The following is a 26,702-nucleotide window of genomic DNA, read 5'->3' as shown; positions in this document are numbered from 1 at the left end:
CAGCGACGCCCAACGCCACTTGTGTCGTTGGGGTTCGCAAGCTCACCCCAACCTACGACCTAATCCGGATCGTAATCCAGGTTCGGCGCCAGCCAGCGTTCGGCCTCGGCCAGCGTCCAGCCTTTGCGCTTCGCATAGTCCTCGACCTGTTCCTTGGTCAGGCGCCCGACCACGAAGTACTGGCTGCCGGGATGCGAGAAGTACCAGCCTGAAACGGCCGCGGTAGGCAGCATCGCGAAGCTCTCGGTGATCGAGATGCCAGCGTTGTTGGTCGCATCAAGCAGGCGGAACAGGGTTTCCTTCTCGGTGTGATCGGGACACGCCGGATAGCCGGGCGCAGGGCGAATGCCGCGATACTTTTCGGCGATCAGCGCATCGTTGTCCAGCGCCTCATCGCCTGCGTAGCCCCAGTGCTCGCGACGCACGCGTTGATGCAGACGTTCGGCGAACGCCTCGGCGAGGCGATCCGCCAATGCTTTCAGAAGAATCGCAGAATAGTCGTCATGGTCGCGTTCGAAGCGCGCCACGTGCTCGTCGATCCCGATGCCGGCGGTGACTGCGAATGCGCCGACCCAGTCGCTTGCGCCCGAGTCCTTCGGCGCGATGAAGTCGGCAAGGCAGAAGTCCGGTCGCTCGACTGGCTTGTCGACTTGCTGGCGGAGAAAGTGCAGGGTAGCTACGCGCTCGCGGCCGGTGCCGCCGGGGCCGGCAGAGTAGAGTTCGACGTCATCGCCCACGCTGTTCGCCGGCCACAACCCGATCACGCCGCGTGCGGTCAGCCACTTCTCGTCGATGATCGCCTTCAGCATCGCACGCGCATCGCGATGCAGCTCTCTGGCCTGTGCGCCAACGACCGCGTCGTCGAGGATCGCCGGATAGTGGCCGGCGAGTTCCCATGCGTTGAAGAACGGCGACCAGTCGATGGTGTCGACGAGTTCGGCCAGAGGATAGTCGTCGAATACCGTGATGCCCGGCTTGAGCGGAACCGGTGGCGTGTAGTCCGTCCAGCCGCCATCGAACCGCTGTGCGCGCGCCTTGTCCAGCGACACCAGCCGCTTGGCGCCGCCACGGTCCTTGTGACGCTCGCGGATCTCCGCGTATTCGCTGCGGATCTTCGCCATGAACGCATCGACCATGTCCTTTGAGATCAGCGACTGCGCGACGCCGACCGCACGCGAGGCGTCCTTGACCCAGACGCACGGCGACTTGTAGTGCGGTTCGATCTTCAGCGCGGTGTGCGCGCGCGAGGTCGTCGCACCACCGATCAGCAGGGGCAGATGGAAATCCTGGCGCTGCATCTCGCGCGCGACGTGACTCATCTCCTCGAGCGACGGAGTGATCAGTCCCGACAGGCCGATCATGTCGGCCTTCTCGGCGATCGCGGTGTCGAGGATCTTCTGTGCCGGCACCATCACGCCGAGATCGACCACGTCGAAGTTGTTGCAGCGGAGCACGACGCCAACGATGTTCTTGCCGATGTCGTGCACGTCGCCCTTGACCGTCGCCATCACGATCTTCCCGTTCGACTTGCCGGCGTCACCCGTGCGCAGCTTCTCCGCCTCGATGAACGGCAGCAGCCAGGCGACCGCCTTCTTCATCACGCGCGCCGATTTCACGACCTGCGGCAGGAACATCTTGCCGGCGCCGAACAGGTCACCGACGATGTTCATGCCGTCCATCAGCGGACCTTCGATCACGTCGAGCGGCCGCGGCGTGAGCTGGCGCGCCTCCTCGGCATCCTGTTCGGCGAATGTATCGATGCCATGCACGAGCGAATGCGCGAGACGTTCGCGGATCGGCATCGCGCGCCAGGCCAGGTTCTCGACGACGGGTTCACCCTTCTTCGCCTTGTAGCGCTCGGCGACTTCGAGCAGTCGCTCGGTCGAGTCCTTGCGCCGGTTGAGGACCACGTCCTCGACACGTTCGCGCAGTTCCGGATCGAGATCGTCGACGATCGGCAACGCGCCGGCGTTGACGATGCCCATGTCCATGCCGGCGCGGATCGCGTGGTAGAGGAACACCGCGTGGATCGCCTGGCGCACGGTCTCGTTGCCGCGGAATGAGAACGACACGTTGGAGACGCCGCCTGACACATGGCAGTGCGGCAGCGTCTGCTTGATGATCCGCGTCGCCTCGATGAAGTCGACCGCGTAGTTGTCGTGTTCTTCGATACCCGTCGCGATCGCGAAGATGTTCGGGTCGAAGATGATGTCCTCGGGCGGAAAGCCGAGGCGTTCGGTGAGCAGCGTGTAGGCGCGCGTGCAGATCTCGACCTTGCGCGTGCAGGTGTCGGCCTGGCCCTGTTCGTCGAACGCCATCACCACCGCGGCGGCGCCATAGCGCAACACCTTCTTCGCGTGGTCGAGAAAGACCTCCTCGCCCTCCTTCAGCGAGATCGAGTTGACCACGCCCTTGCCCTGCAGGCAACGCAGACCGGCTTCGATCACGCTCCACTTCGAGGAATCGACCATCACCGGCACGCGTGCGATGTCCGGTTCGGACGCGATCAGGTTCAGGAAGCGCACCATCGCGGCTTCCGAATCGATCAAGCCTTCGTCCATGTTCACGTCGAGGATCTGCGCGCCGCTTTCCACCTGCTGGCGCGCGACCGCCACCGCCTCGGCGTAGCGGTCTTCCTTGATCAGCTTCTTGAACTGCGCGCTGCCGGTGACGTTGGTGCGCTCGCCGACGTTGACGAACAGCAGTTCCGGTGTGATCAGCAGTGGTTCGAGACCGGAGAGGCGAGTGGGGCGGGGTGTTGCGTTCATACGATAGTTTTGGCTCTTCTTCTCCACCGTTCCGTGGGTTGGCTGGAACGGCGCTACAACGAGGTCGTTCGGAACCTTCCGTTTGCCTGAGGCAGGGCGATCCTCGCAATCGGTCGGTCATCGCGACCGTTCATGCTTCGATACCCCAGCACGAACGGTCTGAAAGTTTCGTCTCCGCCGGATCCTCTAGGCAGCGATTCCAAGCGAGGCAGGCAGCATTCGTGGCGCGACGCCGGCTACCACCTCCGCAATCGTCTTGATATGCGCGGGTGTCGTGCCGCAGCAGCCGCCGACGAGATTCACCAAACCGCTGCGCGCGAACTCGCCGATCATTGCGGCCATTTCTTCGGGCGTCTCGTCGTACTCGCCGAATGCATTCGGCAGGCCCGCGTTCGGATGTGCGCTCACGTAGCAGCCTGCGACCTGTGCGAGCACGTCGACGTACTGGCGCAGCTCCTTCGCGCCGAGCGCGCAGTTGAGGCCGACCGATAGCGGACGCGCGTGAGCGACCGAGGCGTAGAACGCCTCGGCGGTCTGGCCGGACAAGGTGCGGCCGGAGCGATCGGTGATCGTGCCGGAGATCATCACCGGCAGGCGCGAACCGCGTGCCTCGAATTCTTCCTCGATCGCGAACAGCGCGGCTTTCGCGTTCAGCGTGTCGAAGATCGTCTCGACCATGATCGTGTCGGCGCCCCCGTCGATCAGGCCCGCGGTCGCCTCGCGATACGTGATGCGCAGCTCCTCGAAGCTTGTGTTCCTGAAACCCGGATCGTTCACATCCGGGCTGATCGATGCGGTGCGGCTGGTCGGGCCGAGCACGCCGATCACGAAGCGCGGCTTGTCGGGCCCGCCTCCATCAAGCGCGTTCGCCTCGGCCGCGTCGCAGCACGCGCGAGCGAGCCGCGCGCCTTCGCGGTTGAGCTCGTAGACCACGTGCTCGAGGTGGTAGTCGGCCTGGCTGACCGACGTTGAATTGAACGTGTTTGTCTCGACCAGGTCCGCGCCGGCATCGAGATAGGCCGTGTGGATCGCGCTGATCACGTCCGGACGGGTCAAGGTCAGCAGGTCATTGTTACCCTTGAGGTCGTGGCCCGGGTGTGTCGTGGCGTCGCGCTGCGGCTCGTGCAGACGGTCGAAGCCGTTGGCAAAGCGCTCGCCGCGGTAGTCCGCCTCGTCGAGCCGGTAGCTCTGCACCATCGTGCCCATCGCGCCGTCGATGACGAGGATGCGTTGCGCAAGCGCGTCGTACAGCGCCTTCACGCGTTCGGGATGGAGATACGGCAACTGGATGCTCATGGTTTCCTCGCGAGCAGGCTGAGGACTTCGAAATGCGGTGGGCGGCGTTCACGGGTCAGGCGCTCGCAGGCGATCACGTCGAGCTTGGCCTTGCGCGCGAAGTCGCCGAGTTCGTCGACCGTGAAACCGAGGTTGCGATGTTCGAACGGCTCGACCACGGCGCGATGCGCGTGGCGGCCGAGCGTCGCGGCGACCACGCGACCGCCACGACGCAACACGCGTGCGGCTTCCGCGATCACCGCAGCCGGCTTGTCGCTGTAGGTCAGCGCGTGCATCAGCAGCACGAGGTCGAAACGCGCGGCCGGGAAGTCGAGCGCATGCATGTCGCCGGTGCGCACCTCGACGTTCGTGAAACTCTTCAGGCGCTGGCGCGCCGCATCGACGACGCGCTGGCTCGCGTCCACGCAGACGATCGAGCGCGCACGCGGCGCGAGCAGTTCGGCGAGCACGCCGTCACCGGACGCGACATCGAGCACGTCGCCGGTCTCGACCAGCTGAGTCATGCCACGCGCGAGCGTTTCCCAGGTGCGGCCCGGCGAGTAGTGGCGTTCCATGTCCCCGGCGACCGTGTCGGCCCAGCCCTCGGCGCGCGCGCGCTTGGCGAGCGCAGCAGGCAGGCGGCGCTCGTCGTCGCGCAGCAGCGCATCGTCGACGCTGTCCTTCAGCGCCTGCAGCAACGCGCGTTCCTTCGGATCGAGTTCACCGTTGTAGCGGTAATACGAGGACACGCCTGCGCGGCGGTCGCGCACGAGGTCCGCTTCCTTGAGCTTGGCCAGATGCGTCGACACGCGCGGCTGCGCGAGGCGCAGCACGGCCGATAGTTCGGCGACGGTGAGTTCCTCGCGCTCGAGCAAGGCGAGCAGGCGTACGCGCGTCGGGTCCGAAAGCAGCCGCAGCAGCGCCGAGGTCGCGGCAAGATCCAAGATTTATCCTTTCATCTTGATCGAAAGATAGATGAGCAGGGTAGCGGCGCGGCGGGCCTTCGTCAATGTCGGTCGGGCGCGGGGCCGCGGTGAAAAGGTATGCTTCGCGCATGCTTGGATCATTCTTCGGCGCACGCACCTGGCGCCTGCTGCCTGCTTTGCTGTTCTGCTGGACCTGTGCGCGGCCTTCGGCCGCCGAGCTCGAGGACGCCGATCTCGCGAAGTTCTGGACGCCCGACGCACAGCACGTTCCGTATCGCGCGATCGAGACGCCCGGCCGGCGCAACCACGAACGGCTGCCACTGATCGTGTTCCTGCACGGCGATTGGCAGGACGGCACCGACAACGAATCGCAGCTCGCCGGTCGCGGCAACGGCTCGTACGAACTCGTCGATACCGCGCGCGACGGCGGCATCCCGCTGGTCTATGTGGTGCCGCAGACGACCGGCGCGTACTGGCTGCCAGACCGCGTTGTCGCAGTCGTGCGCGACGCGCTCGCGCGCTGGCCGATCGATCCGCGCCGTGTCTATCTGACCGGCATTTCGGATGGCGGGACCGGCGTCTGGGACGTGCTCAAGGCCTATCCGCGCTGCTTTGCAGCCGGCGTGCCGATGTCCGGCATGACCGAACTCGCGGGCCTCGGCTCGATCCGCGACGTGCCGCAATGGGCCTTCCATGGCGCGGAGGACGACGACACCGACATCGAAACCGGCTACGACGGCGCGATGCTCGGTTCGCGCGCAGTCGTGCGCGCGCTGCGCGCGATGGGCGGCACGCCGCGCTACACCGAATATGCGGGCGAGAAGCACGTGATCTGGGCGCGCGCCTACGCCGAAGACGCGCTGCTGCCCTGGATGCTCGATCAGCGCCTGCGCGGGAAACCCTGCGACTTCGCGGCACCCGCGCGCTGATGCGGCGGAACCGCTAAAATCGGCAACCTTCCCCCACGTTTGCGCATCGCGCGCCGCCCGGCGTGCCGATCCGAGGAGCTTGCATGGACTTCCGCTACACCGACGACCAGCTTTCGATCCAGGCTATCGCGCGCGACTTCGCGCAGAAGCGCATCGCGCCGGTCGCCGCCGAATTCGACAAGTCCGGCGAGTTCCCGCTCGACAACATCCGCGAAATGGGCCAGCTCGGCCTGATGGGCATCGAGGTGCCGCACGAGTACGGCGGCGCCGGCATGGACACGATCGCCTACGCGCTCGCGATGATGGAGATCGCCGAGGCCGACTGCGCGCACTCGACGATCATGTCGGTGAACAACTCGCTGTACTGCAACGGCATCCTGAAGTACGGCACCGAGGAGCAGAAGCAGAAGTACGTGCGCGCGATCGCGACCGGCGAGGCGATCGGCGCCTACGCGCTGACCGAACCGCAGTCCGGCTCGGACGCGTCCGCGATGCATACGCGCGCGACGAAGAACGCGAACGGCGACTGGGTCATCAACGGCAAGAAGAGCTGGATCACCTCCGGCCCGGTCGCGAAGTACATCGTGCTGTTTGCGATCACCACGCCCGGCATCGGCGCCAAGGGCGTATCAGCGTTCATCATCGACACTGCGCGCCCCGGCTTCCACGCTGGCAAGACCGAACCCAAGCTCGGCATCCGCGCGTCGGCGACCTGCGAGATCGAGTTCAGCGACTACGTGTGCCCCGCAGCCGACATGCTCGGCGCGGAAGGCAAGGGTTTCGGCATCGCGATGGGCGTGCTCGACGCCGGCCGCATCGGCATCGCCTCGCAGGCGATCGGCCTGTCGCGTGCGGCCTACGAGGCCAGCCTCACGTGGGTGCGCGAGCGCAAGGCATTCGGCAGCCCGATCGGCTCGTTCCAGATGATCCAGGCCAAGATCGCCGACATGAAGTGCCGCCTCGACGCGGCAACCCTGCTCGTGTTGCGCGCCGCATTTGCGAAGACGCAGACCGAGAAGAACGGCGGCCGCTTCAGCACCGAAGCCTCGGTGGCCAAGCTGTACGCGTCGGAAGCCGCAATGTTCATCACCCACCAGGCCGTGCAGATCCACGGCGGCATGGGCTACTCAAAGGAAATGCCGCTCGAGCGCTACTTCCGCGACGCGAAGATCACCGAGATCTACGAGGGCACGAGCGAGATCCAGCGGTTGGTGATTGCGCGCAACGAGACCGGGGTGCGTTGAGCGGAGCGGGTAGGTTGGGCTGAGCGAAGCGATGCCCAACATCGGCGACGTGGGCGTTGGGGTTCGCAGGCTCACCCCCAACCTACGCACTACATATTTCTGAGAAGGGTAGGTAGTGATTCGGCCCGCAAAAAAAGAAAAGCCTGGTTATGCACTGAGCCTCGTACTCGTTGGGACTCTAGTCGTGTTGTTATGGGCATCGCTGACGTTTCCAACGACATCTCCCTTGATATGCGCGCCAAGTGTTTTCTTCGGCGGAATGCTCTTAGTCGCGATGGGCCTCATGTTTCTTGCAAGTTACTACTGCAGCCATAAGTCTTTTTTTCTTCGTGGCCTCATGTGGATCTGTGAAAATGTTTCTAGTCCTCGCCATCGCAATATGGCGTTCTTTCATTTTGCGATCTTGGTGGTCGCGGGCGTCATGATGATACTAACGGGGCTAGGTATTGGTTTCCACATCATGCCCGGTGGGCGTTAATGTGGATCGGTAAGTCGGGTTGAACGAAGTGATGCCCGACGCCAGTGACGACACGAGTGTTGATGTCTGCTGGCCCATCCCAGCGAACTGACAGTCTGCTACTCGACGTACCCAGCGACCATCACTCGCTTCCCATAGCGCAATTGCTCGTACGCATCTTCCGGCGGCGGCACCAGCTCGACGCGCGCGAAGCCGATCTTGCGCATGATCCAGAACAGCGCTTCGAGGCTTGGGACGAGGCAGATGCCGGTCGTGCTGGCCTCAGGCCCGTGCGTGTCGTCGGTTTCGTCGATGATGCCGAACGAGCCCTTGAGCGGGCGCACGAAGCGGTAGCTGCCGTAGTCGACCATGCCGGTCATGCCGGGCACGATCTGCGTCTCGACGACGCACATGTGCCGCGTCAGCGCGCGCGCCTGGCGCAGCGCGCCGATCGGGTTCTCGAGGTGGTAGATGAGACCCAGCATCAGCACGAGGTCGAACTGGCCGAGCTTCGCAGTGTCGATCGCATGCACGTCGGATTGCATCACGCGCAGCTTGGAGAGGTTCAATGCGTCGCGGATCAGCGTGGTGTCGGCGACGTGTTCGGCGCGTGCGTCGACTGCGAGCACGTCGTCCGCGTTCCACTCGACCAGCTTGGTCGAGAACCAGCCCTGGTGGCAGGCGATGTCGATCGCGTTGTGGCCGGCGAGCGTGCCGCCGAAGCGCTGATCGACCACCTGCTTCAGCATCGCGAGGCGGCTGTCGTGGATCTGGTCGAGCGCGCCGTCGTCATACGTCGTGGTGATCCTGCCGCTCGGCAGGCGGAAGCGGTAGAACCAGGTCTTGTCGAGGATGCGGTCTTCGATCGCGCTCATTGCGGCAGGCGTAGTGGGCAAACCGCGATTCTAGCGGTTTGCGCCGGCGGAGTCGGCTACTGCGCCGGCTGCAGCTGTACGGGCAGCGCTGCGAGGCCCATGGCCTTGCGATAGCGGGCATAGAGCGCCTGCACCTTGGCAACGTATTCCTGGGTCTCGACATACGGCGGCACGCCGCCGTATTGCGTCACCGCGCCGATGCCGGCGTTGTAGGCCGCGGCGACCAGGGTGAGGTCACCTTCGTAGAGCGTCTGCAGCGTCTTCAGGTGGCGCGCGCCGGCCATGATCGATTCCTTCGCGGAGAACGGATCCTTGACACCGTAGTCGGCGATCACGTCCGGCATCAGCTGCATCACGCCCTTCGCGTTCTTCACGGAGATCGCGTTCGCGTCGTAGGCGCTCTCCGCGTGCGCGATCGCGCGCAGCCAGGCTTCATCGACACCGGTCGCGTTCGCGGCAGCCTTGAATTGCCGCGGAAACTCGCCAAGCCGCGGCGCGCCGACCTTGCCGAGGCCGGCGTGCGCGGGCGATCCCTCCGGCGTCTTCACCGTGAACGCGAGCACCCTGGTCGAGCCGGGCAGGTTGCGCGTGCTGTAGACGGTCTTGCCGTCCTGCGTGCGCTGGTACAGGGTGCCGTGGACCACGCCCATCGTGCCCCACAGATTCGGCAGGATCGCCGCGTTGTCGTCGAGTTCCTTGGCGAAGCACTGGGAACCCGGTTCCGGCGCGGTAGCCAGGCTGACCGTGCCGTCGCGGACACAGCGATAGACCGTCCGCGCGCGCGCTTTCGGCGGTATTGCGAATGCGAGCAGGATCAGCAGGGCAGGGATCAGCCGGCGCGCCATCCGCGCGATTGTAAGGCCGCTCCCTGAACGATCGGGCTCGCCCTTCATCGTGCGGAGGGCGAGCCCGCGTATCGATCACGGAAACGTAGACAGCCCGGCAGGGATCACGTATTTCGTTCCGTCATAGCGGGGCAGTACAGCATTCGCAAGCGTGCACCACGATTCTCCCGAAGCCACGTGAAAGTCGCGAGCAGATCGCAACTATCCCGCTGCGGGCAGCGCTCATCCATCTGCAGGAGTACATGCACGCAACCGCTGTCGAAGCCGCGTTGCAAGCGGCTTCCACCGGCGTCGCTTATGGATTCCTCAGGGAGCGCGGCGTATCCTCTGCGGCCCGCTATTTTCTTCCTTTTTCGGACCCCTCATGACCTCTCCAGGCGCCGTGTCCGGCACGCCCGTCGATCCTGTCCTCAATTGTCTGTCCACCCGATTCAGCGGCGCGCAGCTGCGCGAAGCACAGACCTTTGCCGGCGAATTCCTGCGCCGGGTTCCTGCCGACGAGCTGGTCGCGCGCAACGCCGCCGATTGGGCGGATCGGGCGCAGGGTGTGCTCGACCTGGCACGCGAGCGCCGTGCTGGCACGGCGAAGGTGAGTGTGGTCAACCCTGGGGCAGGAGCGAGCGGTCTGGCCGGGCGCACGATCGTCGAGGTGGTGACCGACGACATGCCGTTCCTCGTCGATTCGGTCGGCATGGCGATCGCGAATGCGGGGCTGGCGATCCATTCGGTCATCCATCCGGTGTTTCGCATCGAGCGTGATGCCGAAGGTCGCATGGTCGGTGTGGCACCGATCGACGGTACCGCCGGCGCGACGGAGTCGATCATGCACTTCGAGGTGGACCGGGTCGCCGACACGGCCGATCTGGATCGCCTGAAGCAAGCCATCCTCGATGGGCTCGATGACGTGCGTGCGAGCGTCACGGATTGGCAGCCGATGCGCGCGCGCATGCTCGCGCTCGCCGATGAACTCGGCAAGCGCACGATGCCGCTCGACGCGGCCGGCGTCGCCGAGGCGCAGGATTTCCTGCGCTGGGCCGCCGACGACAATTTTACCTTCCTCGGTTATCGCGAATACCACGTCGTGAAGTCCGGCGACGACGAAGTCCTGCAGGCGGTCGAGGGTTCTGGCCTCGGCATCCTGCACGGCTCGGAGCGTTCCGTCGCGCCGCGCTCGCTGCGCACCCTGGTCGCCAAGGATCTGCCGCAATCCGGTTCGATGGACGCGATCATCCTGACCAAGACCAATGCGCGTGCGAGCGTGCATCGTCCCGGCTACATGGACTACATCGGCGTGCTCGGTTTCAACGAGGCCGGCGTGCCGGTCGTCGAGCAGCGGTTCCTCGGCCTGTTCACGACCAACGCCTACATGGCGCGCCCGCAGGATGTGCCGCTGGTGCGCCGCAAGGTCGAGGCGGTCATGCGTCGCTCCGGCCTGCGCCGCGATTCGCACTCCGGCAAGGCGCTGCGCCACGTGCTCGAGCTGCTGCCGCGCGACGAGTTGTTCCAGTGCAGCGAAGATGAACTCTGCGCGACCGCGACCGGCATCCTCGCGTTGCGCGAACGGCCGCGCACGCGCCTGTTCCTGCGCCGCGACCTGTACGGACGCTTCTATTCCTGCCTCGTCTATCTGCCGCGCGACCGCTTCAGCAGCGAAGTCCGCGAGCGCATCGAGGCACTGCTCAAGGGCGCGCTGCACGGGGAACGCATCGATTCATCGATCCAGGTCGGCGAATCGCCGCTGGCGCACCTGCACCTGGTGATCCGCCCGAAGCCAGGCGACCGTGCCGACTACGACGTGGCCGATCTCGAGGCGAAGATCGTCGGCATCGTGCGCAACTGGCACGACGAACTGCGTGACACGCTGGTGCGCGAACTCGGCGAGCAGCAGGGCATGGCGCTGGCGAGCCACGCTCGTGCGCTGCCGGCCGGCTACGTCGAAGACGTGACGCCGCAGATCGCCGCCGTCGACGTGCGCGCGCTGGCCGCGCTCAAGGCCGACGACGACATCCACATGACGCTGTACCAGGATCCGCGGGATGGCGGCCTGCGTTTCAAGGTGATGCATTTCGGCGTGCCGATCTCGCTGTCTGACGCCCTGCCGATGCTCGAGAACATGGGCGTGCGCGTGGTTGCCGAGCACGTCTACACGCTGGACCGGCAGGGCCGCGCGTTGACCATCCACGACTTCGAGCTGACGCCGAAGGCGCCGCTGAAGTTCGATCTGGCCGATCTGCACGCTCGCTTCGAGCGCGGCTTCGAGGCGCTGTGGCGCAGTCGCGCCGAGAACGATGGTTTCAACAATCTCGTGCTGACGGCGCGGCTCGACTGGCGACAGGTCAGCGTGCTGCGCGGCTACTGCAAGTACCTGCTGCAGACAGGCGTGACGTTCTCGCAGTCCTACATGGAGGAGACGCTGAACCGCTATCCGGCCATCGCGGGGCTGCTGGTCGAGTTGTTCGAGGCGGGTTTCAATCCGCAGCGCGAAAGCGCCGGCAAGGCGGCCATCGATGCGGCCGGCAAGGAACTCGCATGCGAATTGCGCGCGCTGGTTCCCGAAGCGGTGACGAAGACGAATCCACATTTCATCGATGAGCTTGTCGCTGCGCGCTCGGCGCCGCGCATGCGCCAGATCGAAGCGGTGATCGCGGCGATCAAGGCGTTGCTCGAGAACGTCGCAAGCCTCGACGAGGACCGCATCCTGCGCGCCTACCTGGGCGTGATCGGCGCGACCCTGCGCACGAATTTTTTCCAGTCGCGCGATGGCAAGCCGAAGGATTACATCAGCTTCAAGTTCGACCCGGCGCGCGTCCCGGACCTGCCCAAGCCGCGTCCGTACCGCGAGATCTTCGTCTACGGGCCGCGCGTGGAGGGCGTGCATCTGCGTTTCGGGCCGGTCGCGCGTGGTGGCCTGCGCTGGTCGGACCGTCGCGAGGACTTCCGCACCGAAGTGCTTGGCCTGGTCAAGGCGCAGATGGTCAAGAACACGGTCATCGTGCCGGTCGGTTCGAAAGGCGGTTTCTTCGTGAAGCGTCCGCCGGAGAGCGGCGAGCGCGATGCGGTGCTCGCCGAAGGCATCGCCTGCTACAAGATGTTCATCAACGGCCTGCTCGACATTACCGACAACCTCGTCGAAGGCGCGGTCGCACACCCGCAGGACGTCGTGCGCCATGACGCCGATGATCCGTACCTGGTCGTCGCCGCCGACAAGGGCACCGCAACGTTCTCCGACATCGCCAACGGCGTCAGCGCCGAGCACAACTACTGGCTCGGCGACGCGTTCGCGTCGGGCGGCTCGGTCGGCTACGACCACAAGGGCATGGGCATCACCGCGAAGGGCGGCTGGGAGTCGGTCAAGCGCCACTTCCGTGCACTGGGCCGCGACAGCCAGAGCCAGGATTTCACCTGCGTCGGCGTCGGCGACATGTCCGGCGACGTGTTCGGCAACGGCATGCTGCTGTCGAGGCACATCCGCCTGGTCGCGGCGTTCGACCATCGCCACGTGTTCCTCGATCCGCATCCGGATGCGGCGACTTCGTTCACCGAACGCCAGCGCATGTTCAAGCTGCCGCGTTCGTCGTGGGCCGACTACGACGTGAAGCTGATCTCGAAGGGCGGTGGTGTGTATCCGCGCAGCGCGAAGTCGATCGCGCTGACGCCGGAAGTGCGTGAAGCCCTCGGTATTCCTGCTGAAGTGACCGCGATGTCGCCGATCGAACTGGTCAACGCGATCCTGAAGGCGCCCGTCGACCTGCTCTGGAACGGCGGCATCGGCACCTACGTCAAGGCTGAAAGCGAGAGTAACGCCGACGCCGGCGACCGCGCCAACAACGCGCTGCGCATCAACGGCAGGGAGCTGCGCTGCAAGGTGATCGGCGAGGGCGGCAACCTCGGCTTCACCCAGAAGGGCCGCATCGAGGCCGCCCAGCACGGCGTACTGCTCAATACTGACTTCATCGACAATTCGGCCGGCGTGGACACCTCCGATCACGAGGTCAACATCAAGATCCTGCTCAACGACGCGGTGCAGCGCGGCGAGCTGACCGTGGAGCAGCGCAACGCGCAGCTCGCGGCGATGACCGACGAAGTCGGACGCCTCGTGCTGTCCGACAACTACCGCCAGAACCAGGCGATCACGGTCATGGAGCACATGTCGGTGCATCGCCTCGGCTCGAACGCGCATTTCATCCGCACGCTCGAAGCCGAGGGCCTGCTCGACCGCCAGATCGAGTCGTTGCCGACCGACACCGAGATCGCCGAGCGCAAGGCGCGCCGCCAGGGGCTGACGCGCCCGGAACTGGCCGTGCTGCTGTCGTATTCGAAGATCAAGCTGTTCCAGCAGTTGCTCGATTCCGACGTGCCCGAGGATCCCTACCTTTCCAAGGAACTCTCGCGCTACTTCCCGGAGCCGCTGCGCGCGCGCTATGCCGAGCACATGCAGCGGCACCGCCTGAAGCGCGAGATCATCGCGACCGCGGTGACCAATTCCATGGTCAATCGCATGGACGCAACCTTCGTGCTGCGCATGCAGGAGGACACCGGCCAGCCGCCGGCGGCGATCGCGAAGGCCTATTCGGCGGTCCGCGAGATCATGGACGCGCGCTCGCTGTGGGCGGAGATCGAAGCGCTCGACGGCAAGGTCGGCGAGTCCGTGCAGATCGACGCACTGCTGAAGATGTGGGATCTGCTGCGCAACCTGACGCGCTGGCTGCTCAACCATCGTGGCGCCGGCCTCGACATCGCCGGTATCGTCGAGCGCTACACGCCCGGTGTCGCCCAGTTGCGCGGCGCGCTGCCGCGTGTGCTGACCGCGACCGGCCGCGCCGACTACGAAGCCGACGTCGAGAAGTGGCAGGGCCTCGGTGTTTCCGAGACGTTGGCGCAGCGGCTCGCCACGATTCCGGTGCTCGGTGTCGCGTTCGACATCGTCGAGGTCGCGCTCGAGAGCGGACGGCCCGTCGACCGCGTCGCATCGGTGTTCTTCGAACTCGGTCAGGCGCTCGAGATCGACGGCCTGCGCCATCAGATCGAGGGGCTGCCGGTCGAAAGCCGCTGGCATGCGCAGGCGCGCGGTTCGCTGCGCGATGAACTCGCCACGCAGCACCGCGCACTGGCATCGCAGATCCTCGCCAGCGCGTCTGACGCAGTCGAGCACCCGGTCGCGCAGTGGCTCGAACGCGACGATCCGACATTGAAATTCACGCTCGGCCTGCTTGGCGAGATCCGTTCGCAAACGGTCGACTACCCGATCGCCTCGGTCGCGCTGCGCCGTTTCGCGCAGCTCGTGCAAGCGGCGGCGAAGGCGGCTTGATCGCGCGTCCCCTGGTCGTGGTAGCTTCCCGGACACGGCGCCGCAGGTTCGCGGCGTCGCCCTGAGAAGGGAATCCGATGAAGCGCATTGCATTTGTCGCCAGCCAGACCGAGGAAGCACAGGCCGCGCGTGCGGCGTTGACGTCGCGCTATGGCGATGCGCCGATCGAGGAGGCCGAGGTCGTCGTCGCGCTCGGCGGTGACGGTTTCATGTTGCGCACGCTGCATCGGCACTTGGCGCGTGCGCTGCCGGTCTACGGCATGAAGCTGGGCACGGTCGGGTTCCTGATGAACCAGCACCACGTCGCCGATCTTCCCGAACGCATCTCACGCGCGCAGCCAGCCGTGCTGCGCCCGCTGCTGATGGAGGCGGCGAACGAGGCCGGCAGCACGATCTCGGCGCTTGCGTTCAACGAGGTCTCGTTGTTGCGCCAGACCAAGCAGGCTGCACATCTTCGAGTGTCGCTGAACGGCGTGGTCAAGCTCGACGAACTCATCTGCGACGGCGTCCTGGTCGCGACACCGGCCGGTTCGACCGCCTACAACCTGTCCGCACACGGGCCGATCCTTCCATTCGGTTCGCAGCTGCTGGCAATGACGCCGATCAGCCCGTTCCGGCCGCGGCGCTGGCGCGGCGCAATCCTGCCGGCGGTCACCGAGGTGAAGTTCGAGATCCTGGATCCGTACAAGCGGCCGGTCAGTGCGACCGCGGATTCGCATGAGGTGCGCGATATCGTCGAGGTCAGCATCCGCGAGTCGCGCGAACGCACGATGACCCTGCTGTTCGATCCCGAGCACAACCTCGAGGAACGCATCCTCAACGAGCAGTTCGAGCTGTAGCCACGGAGCTGGTTGAGCGGGTAGACATGGCGATGCCGGGTCCCTGCCTTCCGAAGCGATTGCGCGGTGCCGCGCCGATGCTGAGGCTGCTGCTCATCACATCTACCGGAGTCGCTGCGAGCGCGTGCTCGACGTTGCGCTACTACGCGCATGTGACACACGGCGAGCTGGGCCTGCTCGCTGCGCGCATGCCGGTCGCTGTGATCATCGCCGACCCGGCCGCCGATGCGAAGTTGCGCGCGCGGTTGCAGCAGGCGCAGGCGGCGCGTGCATTCGCATCCGACCATCTCGCTTTGCCGCGCAACCGCAGTTACACGAGTTACGTCGATCTCGGCCGGCCGTACGTGACGTGGAACGTGTTCGCGACGCCGGAATTCTCGGTCGATCCGGTCACGCACTGCTTTCCATTCGCCGGTTGCGTCGCCTATCTCGGCTTCTTCGACCGTGCGCGCGCCGAGCGTGCAGAGAAGCGATTCGTGGAGCAGGGCGACGATACCGCGATTGAGGGAGCCGCCGCGTATTCGACATTGGGATGGTTCGCCGATCCGATTCTTTCCAGCATGCTGCGCTGGAGCGACGACGAACTCGACGGCGTGATCTTCCACGAGCTCGCGCACCAGCAGCTCTATGTGAAGGGCGATACCGCGTTCAACGAGTCGTATGCGAGCTTCGTGCAGGAGCAGGGCTTGCTTGAATGGCGTGCGGAACGCGGCCTGCCTGCGCCGGACGAAACCCGACATGCGCACGACGAAGCGTTCACGCGCCTCGTGCTCGATTTGCGTGAGCGCCTGCGCGTGCTGTTTGCGAAGGAACTTCCGGTGGACGAGATGCGCCCGGCGAAACAACGCGAGTTCGTGGACTTCCGCCTGCGCTACGCACGGTTGCGCGATGCCGGCTGGGGCGATGACCGGCGTTACGACGCCTGGGTCGCTGCACCGATCAACAACGCGAAACTGGTCCCGTTCGGGTTGTACGAACGCTGGGTGTCCGCCTTTGCGCGGCTGTTCCAGGACGTGCGCGGACAGTGGGCGGCGTTCCATGCGCACGTGCGCAAGCTCGCGCTGCTGCCTGGAGCAGAGCGCGAGCGCGTGCTGGCGGAACTCGCAGCACGCGATGCGGCGCCGCACGATTCGGTTTTGCATTGATCGGCGCTAAATCCGGGTGCTCAGCAGGCATTTACGTGCTCAGGCGTACTGTCTTGTCGACGAGGTCGTTGGAGGATCGCGCCATGAAACCGGTTCTCAAATCCGCAGTGTTGATGACGGCGGCTCTGGTCCTTGGCGGCTGCGTCTACGGCCCGGACTACGGCTATGTGCGCGGCGACGGCTACTACGGCGACGCCTACTACGGCACGACCTACTACAGCGCGCCGTACTACTACGACTATGGACCTGGCTATTACGGCTATGGTTACGGCTATCCGTCGTTCGGCCTTGGCATCTTCTACGACGATTTTCACCACCATCATCACGGCCATGGGTGGAACGGTGGCGGAAGGTGGCATGGTGGCCGCGGTTCACATCACTGACAAATCCGCGCCGATTCCCTCGCTGGTCTCTCGCTGGCCGTCCGCTCTGACGGAGCGGACGGCCGTTCCCGTTCCAGCCTACCCGTGCCTCGCGGGGCGCGGGATACCGCGCGGATCAGCGTGATTTCAGCCAGTGCTCGTATTCGGCCCGGCTGATGCGACCGTCGCGGTTCGTGTCCGCGTAGATGAAGTCGTTCGCGAGCGGTGGATACGCGTCGGCCTCGTCGCTGGTGATGTAGCCGACGCCATGCCGGTCGAGTTGCGCGAACGCGGGCGGAGGGCCGTAGCTCCTTGGCGCGGGCTGTCCCCAATGCACGATCAGTTCGCCCTGTCGGGTATCGTAGGTTGTCGTGTGCATGTCCGGGCTCCTTTCCTGCGCGAAGGCAGCCGTGCAGGACAGCGCGAGCGGGACCAGGGCGTATGTTCGAAGTTTCATCGGCTTCACCATGGCTGTTGGACGAAGGCGTTCCCGCAGTGCCGCTCGAAGAATCCGCGTCGTACGGCGTTGCAGCGAACGCCTGAAATCATCGCCCTGGCATTCTTAACGTCGCCGAACCGGCGCCGCGCGCTTGCGCTCGATGCGATGTTCCTCGCGGAATGCGGCTGCGTAGTCGGCCAGTTCTCCGCGCAGCTTCGCGCTGGCCCGCGGCAGCCGCTTCTTGTCGATTGCGGCCTGCATGCGCTGCAGCAGTTCGTAATCGTGGTAATCGCGGTACGGTTTCAGGTCGAGATCGGCCGGCACTTTGGTGAGGCGCTCGTCGCCGATCGACTTCACGTATTTCTGCATGAATTTGTCATAGACGCGCCACGGGATGCGCTCGGCGAGCACCGCGGCCTCCTCGGCGCGCGTCGCGATCTGGTGCGCGTGCAGATAGTGCAGGTCGAGCTGGTCGATAAGGGTCTTCTCAACTTCCTCGTGCAGGATCAGGTAGCGGTCCACCTCGATGCGCCGGCCGCGATGCACGAAGCTCTTCGGCAGATGACGATCGATGTAGATCGTCTTGCCGTCGCGGCTGTAGCCGGCAAGGTAAGGCACGTCGTGGCTGCGATCGAGCTTGCCGACGCGGCGCAGGATTGCGTCGAGCGCGCGGTCGAGCATCAGACTCGAGACGAACCAGTCGGGAACGCGAAGCTTCGTGTGCGGCGCTTGCGGGTGACAACCGGCTGCAGACATGTTCAAGGCTCCATGGCGTGGGGGAGGGAACGAGCGGATCCTGCGACGGCGGAAGGGTCGCAAAGTTTCCGACTCATCCGCTGATGTATGGTGCGCGCATTGCTCCCTGATGTCGCCACGTGTCCATGCCGTCCACCCGTATCGATTCGCCGGAACCGCGGCCGGGCATCGCGGCCGGACACGATGCCCGCCCGCGCGCGCTGGCCCTGATCGCGCTGTACAAACTGGTCAAAGCCGTCGCTTGCACCATGCTGGCTGCGGCGGCATTCGATCTGGTCCGGCCCGAGGTGGCTGCGTGGTTCGGTGGCTGGCTGGAATCGTTGACCTGGCCGACGCGACACGGCTTCTCGATGCGTGCGATCGACTGGTTGCTCGGCCTCGGTCCGCACCAGTTCCGCCTGTTCGGTTCGGCGGCGCTCGTCTACGCGGCACTGTATGCCGTGCAGGGCGTGGGCTTGTGGTTCGGGAAGCGCTGGGCCGAGTACCTCGTCGTTGCCGAGACCAGCCTGTTGCTGCCGTTCGAAATCTGGGAGCTGCTGCGCCGTTTCTCGCTGTTCAAGCTCGTCGTGCTGGTGGTCAACGTCGCGGTCATCATCTACCTGATCCATTTGCTGCGCCGGCGAGCGCCGGCGGAGATCCGCTAGATGCGCGGGGGCGGAACGGCGCCGATGAACGGTGATCGACGCCGTCGCTCGCCACCGCGGTGGTGCAGGCATGCATGGACGATCGCGCTCGTCGTCGGCCTCGGGTTGATCGGCTGCCGGCACGAGCAGGCGGAGGACGCCACGTCCGCGCCGTCGCGCCGCGCCATAGCGGATGCGCCGCCGAAGCCGGCGTCGACACCGACCACGTCGGCAAAGGTCGCCGCGGTGCCTGTCGTCTCCATGGCGCCGGCGATCGAAGCCCTGCCCAAGCAGACCGCGGCCTGCCTCGCGCACACCGCTGCGAACGCGCCCGCAAGTGCGATCGCCGTGCATCGCTGGGTCGATGCATCCGGGATCACCCACTATTCCGACCAGCCGCCAGCCGCGTCGGTGAAGGACCATCGAGTCATCGAGGTGCAGGGGCTGCCGCCGGTCGCAGTGCAGGCTTCAGGCTACGATATGAACCTGCCGGACCAGTTGCAGCAGCGCGCGGTTGCCGATGCGCTCGGCGTGCAGCGTGTGCTGCGCGATGCGCTCGGGGTCGCCGCATCGGCCGCAACGCTGCGAGTGGTTTTCGTGAAGGATGCGTCGACCTATGCAGGGTTGATCGGCGATCCGGCGCTGGCGACGTCCGCGGGCGCGTATTCCACGGCGCAGCGCACGATCTACGTGCGCATGCAGACACAGGACGAGGCGAGCTTCGCGGTGCTGCGCCACGAGATCACACATGCGCTGGCGCACGAGTCGATCGGCAACCTGCCCACGTCGATCAACGAGGGGTTGGCCGAATACTTCGGCCGTTACCGCGTCGGCGGCATGGGTGGGCAGATCGACATCGGCGCCGACCGCACTGCAATCGTCGGCGCCGCGCCGGGCGGCGATGGCTCGGATGCACTGGTCGACCTGCTCGCGCGGGACGGTGCGGACTTCTACGCGGCGGATGGCGGCGCATCCGGCCGCGAGCAGCGCTATCTGCGTTCCTATGCACTGGTGGCGCTGCTGATGCGCGACGCCATCGGCAGGGCGGCGTTGGCGGCGCTCCTCGCGGGCCAGCAGGCGGACCCGTGCCGGCCAATAGCGGTCGAAAACCTGCTCGATGCGCGTTATCCGGGCGGCCTGCCGGCGCTTGCCTCAGCCTGGGCGGGTTTCATGAGGGCCCCGCCACCGGCCATCCAGGCGTACTGAGAGCTCCGGGACCACCCGGTTGGCAGCAGCGGGGCAGCCATTGGGAATTGTGGATTCGTTCGAATCACCAGCTTTTGCAGCGGCTTGACAATCGGGTAGACTGGCTGCGCTGTGTTTGCACGGTCACCCAGCGTTTCGTGACCCGATGCAGCGCCGATCGACGATCCGCTTCATCGCTTCACCTGTACACCTGCATACCCAGTGTTCGACATGCCCTTGAAGGGGATGAACAATTTTCAACCTAGTCACGTGGAGAGTTTCATGTCGGATCGTCAGGTGGGCACTGTAAAGTGGTTCAATGAAAGCAAGGGTTTCGGCTTCATCAGCCGTGACAACGGGCCGGATGTGTTCGTGCATTTCCGCGCGATCAGCGGTACCGGTTTCAAGACCCTTACCGAAGGGCAGAAGGTCTCGTTCCGCGTCGTGCAGGGCCAGAAGGGCCTGCAGGCAGAGGACGTGACTGCCGCCTGAAGCAACGCTGCCGTTACAAGACGAAGGCCGCGGCGTTCGCGCCGCGGCCTTTCTTTTTTGATCGAGCCCGCGCACGCGGGGACCAGCGTCGCGGCCTCAGGGGGCGACTGCTGATGGGTATCGGCAGGAATTCCCTTGTTTATCCGATGCTTGCGACGCCAAGTGCTCACGGCGTGTGTTGCGTGAAGAGTTGAAAATCGATCCTGTCCCTCCATCTGGATAGGTCGACAATGGAGCGGTGCAAGACCGCTCGGGCACAGGAAGTGCCGCCGCGACGGGCGCGCAAGTGCCTGTCACGACACATGGGCGCGGCTTTTGCCGCGACCGCTTGTTTGCAGGCCACGGCGGGATGCCCGGCCTTGCAGACTTCTCGAAGGTTTGCCGGAAGATCCTGGCGGCAGCCAAAAGGTCAAGGAGATATGCAATGCTGACCCTTAACGTGCGTGGTTTGCCGCGCAGTGCGACTGAAAATTCCGTCACCGAACTGTTTGCGAAGTTCGGCCGCGTGCACAAGCTCAAGCTCGCTACCGATCCGTTCAAGAACGAGTGCCGCGGTTTTGCGGAACTCGCGATGGAGGGGCACGAGGCGCGCGCGGCGATCGCGGGCCTCGATGGTTCGACCCAGGACGGCGCGACCCTGCGCGTCGGTCTCGCCAGCGACCGTCCGCAGCGCGGCCGGCGCTGACAGGCGCACAATCCGGGCCATAGCGACCGACCGCGTCGCTAAGCGGACGCGATTGCGATCCGCACCAGTGCGGCGGGTGGCAATGCGGCATCGTGGCGGAGGGGATCGTGGCCGGGCGCAACCTTGTCCTGCTGTTCGACGGCACCTGGAGCAAGCCGGAATCGAACACCAATGTCGAACGTCTGCGCCGGTTGCTTGGCACGCCGGCGGGCGGGACCGCGCAACAGGTCGAGTACATTCCCGGTGTCGGCGTGGCTTCAGGCATCGAGCACTGGCTGGGCGGCGCGTTCGGCCTCGGGCTGTCCGGCAACGTCGAGGATGGCTACCGCTGGCTGGCCGGCATCTGGCAGCCTGATGACGCGGTCTTCCTGTTCGGCTTCAGCCGTGGGGCGTACACGGCGCGCAGCCTGGGCGGCATGATCCGCAAATGCGGGCTGCTGAAGCGTAACGGCAGTGGCGCGGTCTCCGCCGCCGATGTGTCCACGGCCTACGATTTCTACCGCACGGACATCCACCCGGATGCTGCCGAGGCGATCGACTGGCGGTCACAGCATTCGGTCGAGATCGAGATTCGCTGCATCGGCGTATGGGAAACCGTGGGTGCGCTCGGCATTCCGGATGTCGCGTCGTGGTTTCCCTATGCACGGGCCCGCTATCGCTTCCACGACACCGAGCTCAGCAGCATCGTCAAGTACGCCTACCATGCACTGGCACTCGACGAACGCCGCGCGGACTTCGCGCCGACCTTGTGGACGCGCAATCCGGCGACGCTGGGGCCGGGAGAAACGCTGACCTCGAAGAAGGCGGGACAGATCGAGATCGAGCAGCGCTGGTTCATCGGCTCGCACGGCGACGTCGGCGGCGGCAACGACCGCGATGGCGTCGGCCGCGCGCCTGATCCGTTGCCCGATCTTGCCTTGGCCTGGTTGCAGCGCAAGGCGTTCGGCGCCGGACTCGGCTGCAGCACGCTGTGCGAGCCGCCACCTGACGCAGACCTCGGTGTGCCGCGCGATTCCTGGCGCGAATTCATGGATGGCCTCTACCATCTGGTCAAACCGCCGCAAGACCGCGTGCTCGGCGGCGGTGTCAACGAAACCGTGGACGACTCGGTCTGGCAGCGCTGGCGTGTCGATACCGCATATCGTCCGCCGTCGCTGGTGCAGGCCGTGCGCAATCGCGCGATTGCGCTGCCGCCGGATATCACCGCCTGACGTCGGCGATGCCGACGCCTGCCGTACTGATCAGGCTTTTCCTTCGCGATCGAGCCAGATCAGCATGCCCTTCGCATTGAGTTCCGCATCGACCGCGAGCAGACGTCGCGATTCGGCTTCAGCGACCGGCGCACCCAGACGCCGGACTTCGGCGAAATACAGCCGTTGCAAGGCTTCGGTCAGCGCGGCGACCGCGTCGGCGCGGCCGTGGAATCCGCGCGCGAGTTCGACCTGCGCGTCGATCATCCGGATCAATGCCCGCGAGCGTTCGACGGGGTGTTCGACGCGCGAATAGTGCGTGAGCAGCATCGCGCGCGGCGTTCGCTCGAGCATGCGCGCGATCGTCGCTTTCATCGCGTCCGGGTCGAACTGGATCGGGCTCGTGGTCGGAAAGATGAAGGGTGCCGAGCCGCCATCAAAATCGCGGTAGCTGATACCGAAGCAATCGCCGGTGAACCAGCTGGCGCTGGTTTCGTCGTACAGCGTCAGGTGATGGCGTGCATGTCCGGGGCTGTCCATGAAGCGCAGCGTGCGTCCATCGAGATCGATGCATTCGTCGTCGGCCAAGGCACGGATGCGTTGCGCCGGAACCGGCACCAGCTCGCCATAGGTTTGCGCCACCACGTCGACGCCGTAGACGCCCTCGGCGCTTGCCTGCAGCATGGACGGATCGACCAGATGCGGTACACCGCGCGGATGCGCGAGCACGCTCGCGTTCGGCAGCTCGCGCAGCAGCGCGCCGATGCCTCCGGCATGGTCGAGATGTACGTGGCTCGCGATCAGATAGCGCACGGCATCCGGCGCGAGGCTGCGTTCCGCGATCGCCGCCAGGATTCTCGGCACGCTGTAGTTCGTGCCCGCATCGAAGAGCGCGGCGGCACCGTTCGACTCGATCAGATAGCACGCGCCGAAGCGTTGCCGCCCCAGCCCGATATCGATGGCGGTGATGCCGTCACCGAGATATTCAAACGGCGATGATTCCTGCATGGGTGGACAGATTCCTCTCACCGCGGGCCCGATGATGGCATCATGATGCATCGTCATCTTGTCATGCGCTCCATGTCTCCCGAGAAACCGCTACTGATCGAACCGCGTCTGCATGATCTCGGAGAGGGGTTCATGGTGCGCCGCCTGCTGCCGTTCCGCCTGCGCAGAAACGTCGGGCCGTTCGTGTTCTTCGATCATATCGGCCCGGCCGAGCTGCCGCCGGGCCGCGGACTCGACGTGCGTCCGCATCCGCATATCGGCCTCGCCACGGTCACCTATCTCTACGAAGGCGCGTTGACCCACCGCGACAGCCTCGGTTTCGCGCAGGTGATCCGTCCCGGCGACGTGAACTGGATGACCGCCGGCCGTGGCATCGTGCATTCCGAGCGCACGCCGGATGCGGAGCGCGCCGCCGGCCATCGCATGCATGGCATCCAGACCTGGGTCGCGTTGCCGCTGGCGCACGAAGATGACGCGCCGGAGTTCCGTCACTACGACGCGCAGGTGCTGCCCGAGTCCACGCACGACGGCGTACGTCTGCGCGTGATCGCGGGTCGCGCGTTCGGGATGGAGTCGCCGGTACGCATCTATGCGCCGACGCTGTACGTCGACGTGGAGCTCGCGCAGGGCGCCACGCTGGCGGTTCCGGCTGAACATGAAGAGCGCGCGGTCTATGTCGTCAGTGGCACGGCACGCATCGACGGAGAAGCGGTGCTGGCCGAGCGCATGTACGTTCTGCCCGGCACGGGCGACGTCGAGATCGTGGCCACGGATAGCGCGCGCCTCCTGCTTTGCGGCGGCGCGCGGCTCGATGGCGAGCGCTACCTGTGGTGGAACTTCGTCGCGTCGAGCCGGGAACGCATCGAACGCGCCAAGGCCGACTGGCTCGCGCAGCGCTTCGGCCAGGTACCCGGCGAGACGGAATTCATCCCGTTGCCGGAGCGTTGACGGTTGCGAGGTTTCCGATGTCCCGCTACGCGAATTTCCGTGCGTTCTACCCGTTCTATCTGTCCGAGCATTCGAACCGGAATTGCCGGCGCATGCATTTCGTCGGCAGCACGCTGGTGTTGGCGACGGTCGCCGCCGCAGTGCTGATGCACGATGCGCGCTGGCTGTGGCTGGCGCCGCTGTTCGGCTATGGCTTCGCCTGGATCGGCCATTTTGCGTTCGAGAAGAATCGCCCGGCCACGTTCCAGCAACCCTTCTACAGCCTCGCCGGCGACTGGGTGATGTACTGGGACATCCTGCGCGGCCGTGTGCGGCTCTGAGTTGCACTGCGCGATGATCACCGCATGAACAGCATCCTTGTGGGAGAGGATCGGCGCCTGCGTCACATCGACGCGTTGCGCGCGATCGCCGCGTTGCTGGTGCTGTGGCGACACGTGGCCGATATCTACGTGCACGCCGACCCCAGCGGAATGGCCGGCGGGCGCTGGCTGCGCGCCATCGCGGATTCGGTCGATGTCGGCCGTATCGGCGTCATCGTGTTCTTCCTGATCAGCGGTTTCGTCATCCCGTTCAGCATGCATGCCGGGCGCCCGGCGGCGGTCGGCAGTTTTGTCATCAAGCGTTTCTTCCGGATCTATCCGGCGTACTGGTTGTCGATACCGCTCGGTGCGCTCACCGGTTTCTGGATCTGGGGCAACGAGTTCAGCGCGCGTGATTTCGCGATCAATCTCACGCTGCTGCAGAACGTGCTTGGCGCGCGTCCGGCCGAGGGCTTGTACTGGACGCTGCTCGCCGAGTGGACGTTCTATGCCTTGTGCGTCGTGCTGTTGCTGACCAACAGCCTGGCCAACATGCGTCGTGTCTGCGCGCTCGCGATTGGGCTCGGTCTGGCCCATGCGCTGGCGGAGGTGACGCGCTCGCTGGGCATGCCGCTGCTGGACGCGAAAGTGTCGCTTGCATGCTTCTACCTGTCGATCATGCTGTGCGGGACGCTTTACCGCACCTGCGTGGTCGATGGCGCAGCCCGGCGCGCGCCATGGCTGCGTGCGAGCGTGTATGCCTTGTTCGCAGGGTATCTCGCGATCCTGCCGGCGGCCGGCCTCCTGATGACCGGAGCCGAGCGCGACGCATGGATTCCGTGCGCGCTCGGAATGGCCGTGTTCATCGGCGGCACGAGCTGGCTGCGGGTATCGACACGACTGACCGACTGGCTGGGACGGATCAGCTACTCGATCTATCTGTTCCATCCGGTCGTGTTCATGGCGCTGTGGTGGTGGTTGCTGCAACAGCCGGCCACGTCGTGGTGGCGTACGCAGCATCTTGGCGTGTACCTGTTCGTCAACGCGGCGTTGACGATCGTGGTCGCCGCCTGTGTGTACCGCTTTGTCGAAAAGCCGAGCATCGCATGCGGTCACCGCATCGCGTCACGCTGGGCGCAGTATCGGGCACGCCGGAGCGCACAGGACGAAGGTGCGGTCTTCGCGGAAACCGTGCGCTTCGTGCCGGGGAACGAGCCAGCGCCTCCGGCGGCATGACTTTCTGCCCATCGCGTGGATGAGACTCATCCGATACTCTCGACGTGTCCATGTCCGGATCGCGAGCGTGCGTTGCAGGGGTTCACGTCGCGAACCGGCCCAAGCCGGGAGAATCGCATGTCCATTCGATTGGGAAGTGGCTTGTTCGTGCTCATGCTCGCCTCCGCGGGCGCGCACGCGACCAGCCTCGATGAATTGCTCGCCAAGAATCTCGCGGCGCGCGGCGGTGCCGACAAGGTGGCCGTGATCAAGACGCTGAAGACCGAAGGCAAGCTGCTGTTCGGCGGCCAGTTCGAGCTGCGGCTGGCGCAATACCAGAAGGCACCCGACTCCGTGCGCAGCGAGGCCAGCATTCAGGGCCTGACCGCAGTGCAGGCCTGGGACGGCAAGGAGGCCTGGCAGATCTCTCCGTTCCAGGGCCGCAAGGATCCGGAACGCATGTCGGCCGATGATGCCAAGTCGCTCGCCGACGATGCACCGATCGCCGGGCAGCTGATCGGCGCGCACGAGCGCGGCAGCAAGATCGAATACCTCGGCACCGAGGACGTCGACGGCACTGACGCGCACAAGCTCAAGGTCACGCTGAAGAACGGCGACGTCGAATACGTCTACCTCGATCCGGACCATTTCCTCGAGATCCGCACGGTCGCGCAGCGCAGCGTGCGTGGCACCCAGGTCGAGAGCGTGACCGACTATGGCGACTACGAACAGGTCGCCGGCGTGTACTTCCCGTTCTCGATCGCGACCGAAACCAAAGGCGACGGTCGCTCGCAGACCACGATCGAGCATGCCGAAGCGAATGCACCGATCGACGACAGCCAGTTCGCATTCCCGGCGGCGCACGCCGGTGCCGGCAAATGAGCAGGGG

At 65.4% G+C, this 26,702-nt stretch carries 23 protein-coding genes; 15 read left to right on the top strand and 8 right to left on the bottom strand.

Annotated features, from left to right (window positions below; translation table 11 throughout):
- Positions 1 to 59 precede the first annotated feature (59 nt).
- The 3 genes from metH to ABD002_RS00425 all read right to left on the bottom strand — a co-directional run bounded on the left by metH (position 60) and on the right by ABD002_RS00425 (position 4,987).
- Positions 60 to 2,768 (bottom strand): methionine synthase, encoded by a 2,709-nt coding sequence (metH, locus tag ABD002_RS00435; protein WP_343786006.1) that lies wholly within the window; start codon positions 2,766 to 2,768, stop codon positions 60 to 62.
- A 186-nt stretch (positions 2,769 to 2,954) separates the two neighbouring features.
- Positions 2,955 to 4,064 carry a homocysteine S-methyltransferase family protein gene (locus tag ABD002_RS00430; protein ID WP_343786004.1) on the bottom strand — a complete coding sequence of 370 codons (1,110 nt, stop codon included), beginning with the start codon at positions 4,062 to 4,064 and terminating at the stop codon, positions 2,955 to 2,957.
- Entirely contained in the window at positions 4,061 to 4,987 is a 927-nt protein-coding gene (locus ABD002_RS00425; RefSeq protein ID WP_343786002.1) for an ArsR/SmtB family transcription factor, read from the bottom strand. The genes ABD002_RS00430 and ABD002_RS00425 overlap by 4 nt, the downstream gene beginning before the upstream one ends.
- Positions 4,988 to 5,097: 110 nt before the next feature.
- Between ABD002_RS00425 and ABD002_RS00420 the strand changes: the two genes are divergently transcribed.
- Both ABD002_RS00420 and ABD002_RS00415 read left to right on the top strand, forming a co-directional pair.
- Entirely contained in the window at positions 5,098 to 5,898 is an 801-nt protein-coding gene (locus ABD002_RS00420) for a carboxylesterase family protein (protein ID WP_343786000.1), read from the top strand.
- Between the two features lie 83 nt (positions 5,899 to 5,981).
- Entirely contained in the window at positions 5,982 to 7,142 is a 1,161-nt protein-coding gene (locus ABD002_RS00415; RefSeq protein WP_343785998.1) for an acyl-CoA dehydrogenase family protein, read from the top strand.
- A 576-nt stretch (positions 7,143 to 7,718) separates the two neighbouring features.
- Here ABD002_RS00415 and ABD002_RS00410 read toward each other — a convergent pair.
- Entirely contained in the window at positions 7,719 to 8,474 is a 756-nt protein-coding gene (locus ABD002_RS00410; RefSeq protein WP_343785996.1) for a class I SAM-dependent methyltransferase, read from the bottom strand.
- Positions 8,475 to 8,530: 56 nt separating this feature from the next.
- On the bottom strand, positions 8,531 to 9,319 hold the full coding sequence (locus tag ABD002_RS00405; protein WP_343785994.1) for a lytic transglycosylase domain-containing protein: 789 nt from the start codon (positions 9,317 to 9,319) through the stop codon (positions 8,531 to 8,533).
- 364 nt (positions 9,320 to 9,683) lie between these two features.
- Between ABD002_RS00405 and ABD002_RS00400 the strand changes: the two genes are divergently transcribed.
- The 4 genes from ABD002_RS00400 (at position 9,684) to ABD002_RS00385 (ending at position 16,994) form a co-directional block, all read left to right on the top strand.
- Positions 9,684 to 14,627, top strand: coding sequence for an NAD-glutamate dehydrogenase (locus ABD002_RS00400; RefSeq protein ID WP_343785992.1), 4,944 nt, complete (start codon positions 9,684 to 9,686; stop codon positions 14,625 to 14,627).
- Between the two features lie 77 nt (positions 14,628 to 14,704).
- On the top strand, positions 14,705 to 15,466 hold the full coding sequence (locus tag ABD002_RS00395) for an NAD kinase (RefSeq protein ID WP_343785990.1): 762 nt from the start codon (positions 14,705 to 14,707) through the stop codon (positions 15,464 to 15,466).
- A gap of 77 nt (positions 15,467 to 15,543) precedes the next feature.
- A complete protein-coding gene (locus tag ABD002_RS00390; RefSeq protein WP_343785988.1) occupies positions 15,544 to 16,611 on the top strand; it encodes an aminopeptidase in 1,068 nt (355 codons plus the stop codon).
- Between the two features lie 83 nt (positions 16,612 to 16,694).
- Positions 16,695 to 16,994, top strand: coding sequence for a hypothetical protein (locus ABD002_RS00385; protein ID WP_343785986.1), 300 nt, complete (start codon positions 16,695 to 16,697; stop codon positions 16,992 to 16,994).
- A gap of 115 nt (positions 16,995 to 17,109) precedes the next feature.
- On the opposite strand, the gene ABD002_RS00380 is transcribed toward ABD002_RS00385, so the two are convergent.
- Both ABD002_RS00380 and ABD002_RS00375 read right to left on the bottom strand, forming a co-directional pair.
- Entirely contained in the window at positions 17,110 to 17,430 is a 321-nt protein-coding gene (locus tag ABD002_RS00380) for an EF-hand domain-containing protein (RefSeq protein WP_343785984.1), read from the bottom strand.
- A gap of 105 nt (positions 17,431 to 17,535) precedes the next feature.
- A complete protein-coding gene (locus ABD002_RS00375) occupies positions 17,536 to 18,168 on the bottom strand; it encodes a hypothetical protein (RefSeq protein WP_343785982.1) in 633 nt (210 codons plus the stop codon).
- 125 nt (positions 18,169 to 18,293) lie between these two features.
- On the opposite strand from ABD002_RS00375, the gene ABD002_RS00370 reads away from it, so the two are divergent.
- From ABD002_RS00370 to ABD002_RS00350, 5 genes are all read left to right on the top strand, one after another.
- Entirely contained in the window at positions 18,294 to 18,812 is a 519-nt protein-coding gene (locus ABD002_RS00370; RefSeq protein ID WP_343786718.1) for a DUF2127 domain-containing protein, read from the top strand.
- Positions 18,813 to 18,836: 24 nt separating this feature from the next.
- Positions 18,837 to 19,997 carry a DUF4124 domain-containing protein gene (locus ABD002_RS00365; protein WP_343785980.1) on the top strand — a complete coding sequence of 387 codons (1,161 nt, stop codon included), beginning with the start codon at positions 18,837 to 18,839 and terminating at the stop codon, positions 19,995 to 19,997.
- Positions 19,998 to 20,258: 261 nt separating this feature from the next.
- On the top strand, positions 20,259 to 20,468 hold the full coding sequence (locus ABD002_RS00360; RefSeq protein WP_343785978.1) for a cold-shock protein: 210 nt from the start codon (positions 20,259 to 20,261) through the stop codon (positions 20,466 to 20,468).
- Between the two features lie 424 nt (positions 20,469 to 20,892).
- Positions 20,893 to 21,153 (top strand): RNA recognition motif domain-containing protein, encoded by a 261-nt coding sequence (locus ABD002_RS00355; protein WP_343785976.1) that lies wholly within the window; start codon positions 20,893 to 20,895, stop codon positions 21,151 to 21,153.
- 107 nt (positions 21,154 to 21,260) lie between these two features.
- On the top strand, positions 21,261 to 22,364 hold the full coding sequence (locus ABD002_RS00350) for a DUF2235 domain-containing protein (protein WP_343785974.1): 1,104 nt from the start codon (positions 21,261 to 21,263) through the stop codon (positions 22,362 to 22,364).
- 30 nt (positions 22,365 to 22,394) lie between these two features.
- On the opposite strand, the gene ABD002_RS00345 is transcribed toward ABD002_RS00350, so the two are convergent.
- Positions 22,395 to 23,351, bottom strand: a complete 957-nt coding sequence (locus ABD002_RS00345) for an MBL fold metallo-hydrolase (RefSeq protein ID WP_343785972.1) — start codon at positions 23,349 to 23,351, stop codon at positions 22,395 to 22,397.
- Between the two features lie 72 nt (positions 23,352 to 23,423).
- Here ABD002_RS00345 and ABD002_RS00340 point away from each other — a divergent pair, with 72 nt between their 5' ends.
- The 4 genes from ABD002_RS00340 (at position 23,424) to ABD002_RS00325 (ending at position 26,695) form a co-directional block, all read left to right on the top strand.
- Entirely contained in the window at positions 23,424 to 24,299 is an 876-nt protein-coding gene (locus ABD002_RS00340; protein WP_343785970.1) for a pirin family protein, read from the top strand.
- Between the two features lie 17 nt (positions 24,300 to 24,316).
- Entirely contained in the window at positions 24,317 to 24,619 is a 303-nt protein-coding gene (locus tag ABD002_RS00335; RefSeq protein WP_343785968.1) for an Mpo1-like protein, read from the top strand.
- A 24-nt stretch (positions 24,620 to 24,643) separates the two neighbouring features.
- A complete protein-coding gene (locus tag ABD002_RS00330; protein ID WP_343785966.1) occupies positions 24,644 to 25,834 on the top strand; it encodes an acyltransferase family protein in 1,191 nt (396 codons plus the stop codon).
- A 117-nt stretch (positions 25,835 to 25,951) separates the two neighbouring features.
- On the top strand, positions 25,952 to 26,695 hold the full coding sequence (locus ABD002_RS00325; protein ID WP_343785964.1) for a hypothetical protein: 744 nt from the start codon (positions 25,952 to 25,954) through the stop codon (positions 26,693 to 26,695).
- Positions 26,696 to 26,702: the final 7 nt, after the last annotated feature.

The organism is Dokdonella soli, from assembly GCF_039523175.1.
Classification (GTDB): Bacteria; Pseudomonadota; Gammaproteobacteria; order Xanthomonadales; family Rhodanobacteraceae; genus Dokdonella_A; species Dokdonella_A soli.
This window is presented reverse-complemented; position numbering and strand designations above follow the sequence as displayed.

Excerpts from the sequence above, each read along its gene's own strand:
- ABD002_RS00365 (WP_343785980.1), top strand. The coding sequence starts at position 18,837 with ATGAACGGTGATCGACGCCGTCGCTCGCCACCGCGGTGGTGCAGGCAT.
- ABD002_RS00430 (WP_343786004.1), bottom strand. The coding sequence starts at position 4,064 with ATGAGCATCCAGTTGCCGTATCTCCATCCCGAACGCGTGAAGGCGCTG.
- ABD002_RS00360 (WP_343785978.1), top strand. The coding sequence starts at position 20,259 with ATGTCGGATCGTCAGGTGGGCACTGTAAAGTGGTTCAATGAAAGCAAG.
- ABD002_RS00340 (WP_343785970.1), top strand. The coding sequence starts at position 23,424 with ATGTCTCCCGAGAAACCGCTACTGATCGAACCGCGTCTGCATGATCTC.
- ABD002_RS00380 (WP_343785984.1), bottom strand. The coding sequence starts at position 17,430 with ATGAAACTTCGAACATACGCCCTGGTCCCGCTCGCGCTGTCCTGCACG.
- ABD002_RS00395 (WP_343785990.1), top strand. The coding sequence starts at position 14,705 with ATGAAGCGCATTGCATTTGTCGCCAGCCAGACCGAGGAAGCACAGGCC.
- ABD002_RS00385 (WP_343785986.1), top strand. The coding sequence starts at position 16,695 with ATGAAACCGGTTCTCAAATCCGCAGTGTTGATGACGGCGGCTCTGGTC.
- ABD002_RS00415 (WP_343785998.1), top strand. The coding sequence starts at position 5,982 with ATGGACTTCCGCTACACCGACGACCAGCTTTCGATCCAGGCTATCGCG.
- ABD002_RS00405 (WP_343785994.1), bottom strand. The coding sequence starts at position 9,319 with ATGGCGCGCCGGCTGATCCCTGCCCTGCTGATCCTGCTCGCATTCGCA.
- ABD002_RS00325 (WP_343785964.1), top strand. The coding sequence starts at position 25,952 with ATGTCCATTCGATTGGGAAGTGGCTTGTTCGTGCTCATGCTCGCCTCC.
- metH (WP_343786006.1), bottom strand. The coding sequence starts at position 2,768 with ATGAACGCAACACCCCGCCCCACTCGCCTCTCCGGTCTCGAACCACTG.
- ABD002_RS00410 (WP_343785996.1), bottom strand. The coding sequence starts at position 8,474 with ATGAGCGCGATCGAAGACCGCATCCTCGACAAGACCTGGTTCTACCGC.
- ABD002_RS00355 (WP_343785976.1), top strand. The coding sequence starts at position 20,893 with ATGCTGACCCTTAACGTGCGTGGTTTGCCGCGCAGTGCGACTGAAAAT.
- ABD002_RS00420 (WP_343786000.1), top strand. The coding sequence starts at position 5,098 with ATGCTTGGATCATTCTTCGGCGCACGCACCTGGCGCCTGCTGCCTGCT.
- ABD002_RS00400 (WP_343785992.1), top strand. The coding sequence starts at position 9,684 with ATGACCTCTCCAGGCGCCGTGTCCGGCACGCCCGTCGATCCTGTCCTC.
- ABD002_RS00345 (WP_343785972.1), bottom strand. The coding sequence starts at position 23,351 with ATGCAGGAATCATCGCCGTTTGAATATCTCGGTGACGGCATCACCGCC.
- ABD002_RS00370 (WP_343786718.1), top strand. The coding sequence starts at position 18,294 with ATGCCGTCCACCCGTATCGATTCGCCGGAACCGCGGCCGGGCATCGCG.
- ABD002_RS00375 (WP_343785982.1), bottom strand. The coding sequence starts at position 18,168 with ATGTCTGCAGCCGGTTGTCACCCGCAAGCGCCGCACACGAAGCTTCGC.
- ABD002_RS00390 (WP_343785988.1), top strand. The coding sequence starts at position 15,544 with ATGCTGAGGCTGCTGCTCATCACATCTACCGGAGTCGCTGCGAGCGCG.
- ABD002_RS00330 (WP_343785966.1), top strand. The coding sequence starts at position 24,644 with ATGAACAGCATCCTTGTGGGAGAGGATCGGCGCCTGCGTCACATCGAC.
- ABD002_RS00335 (WP_343785968.1), top strand. The coding sequence starts at position 24,317 with ATGTCCCGCTACGCGAATTTCCGTGCGTTCTACCCGTTCTATCTGTCC.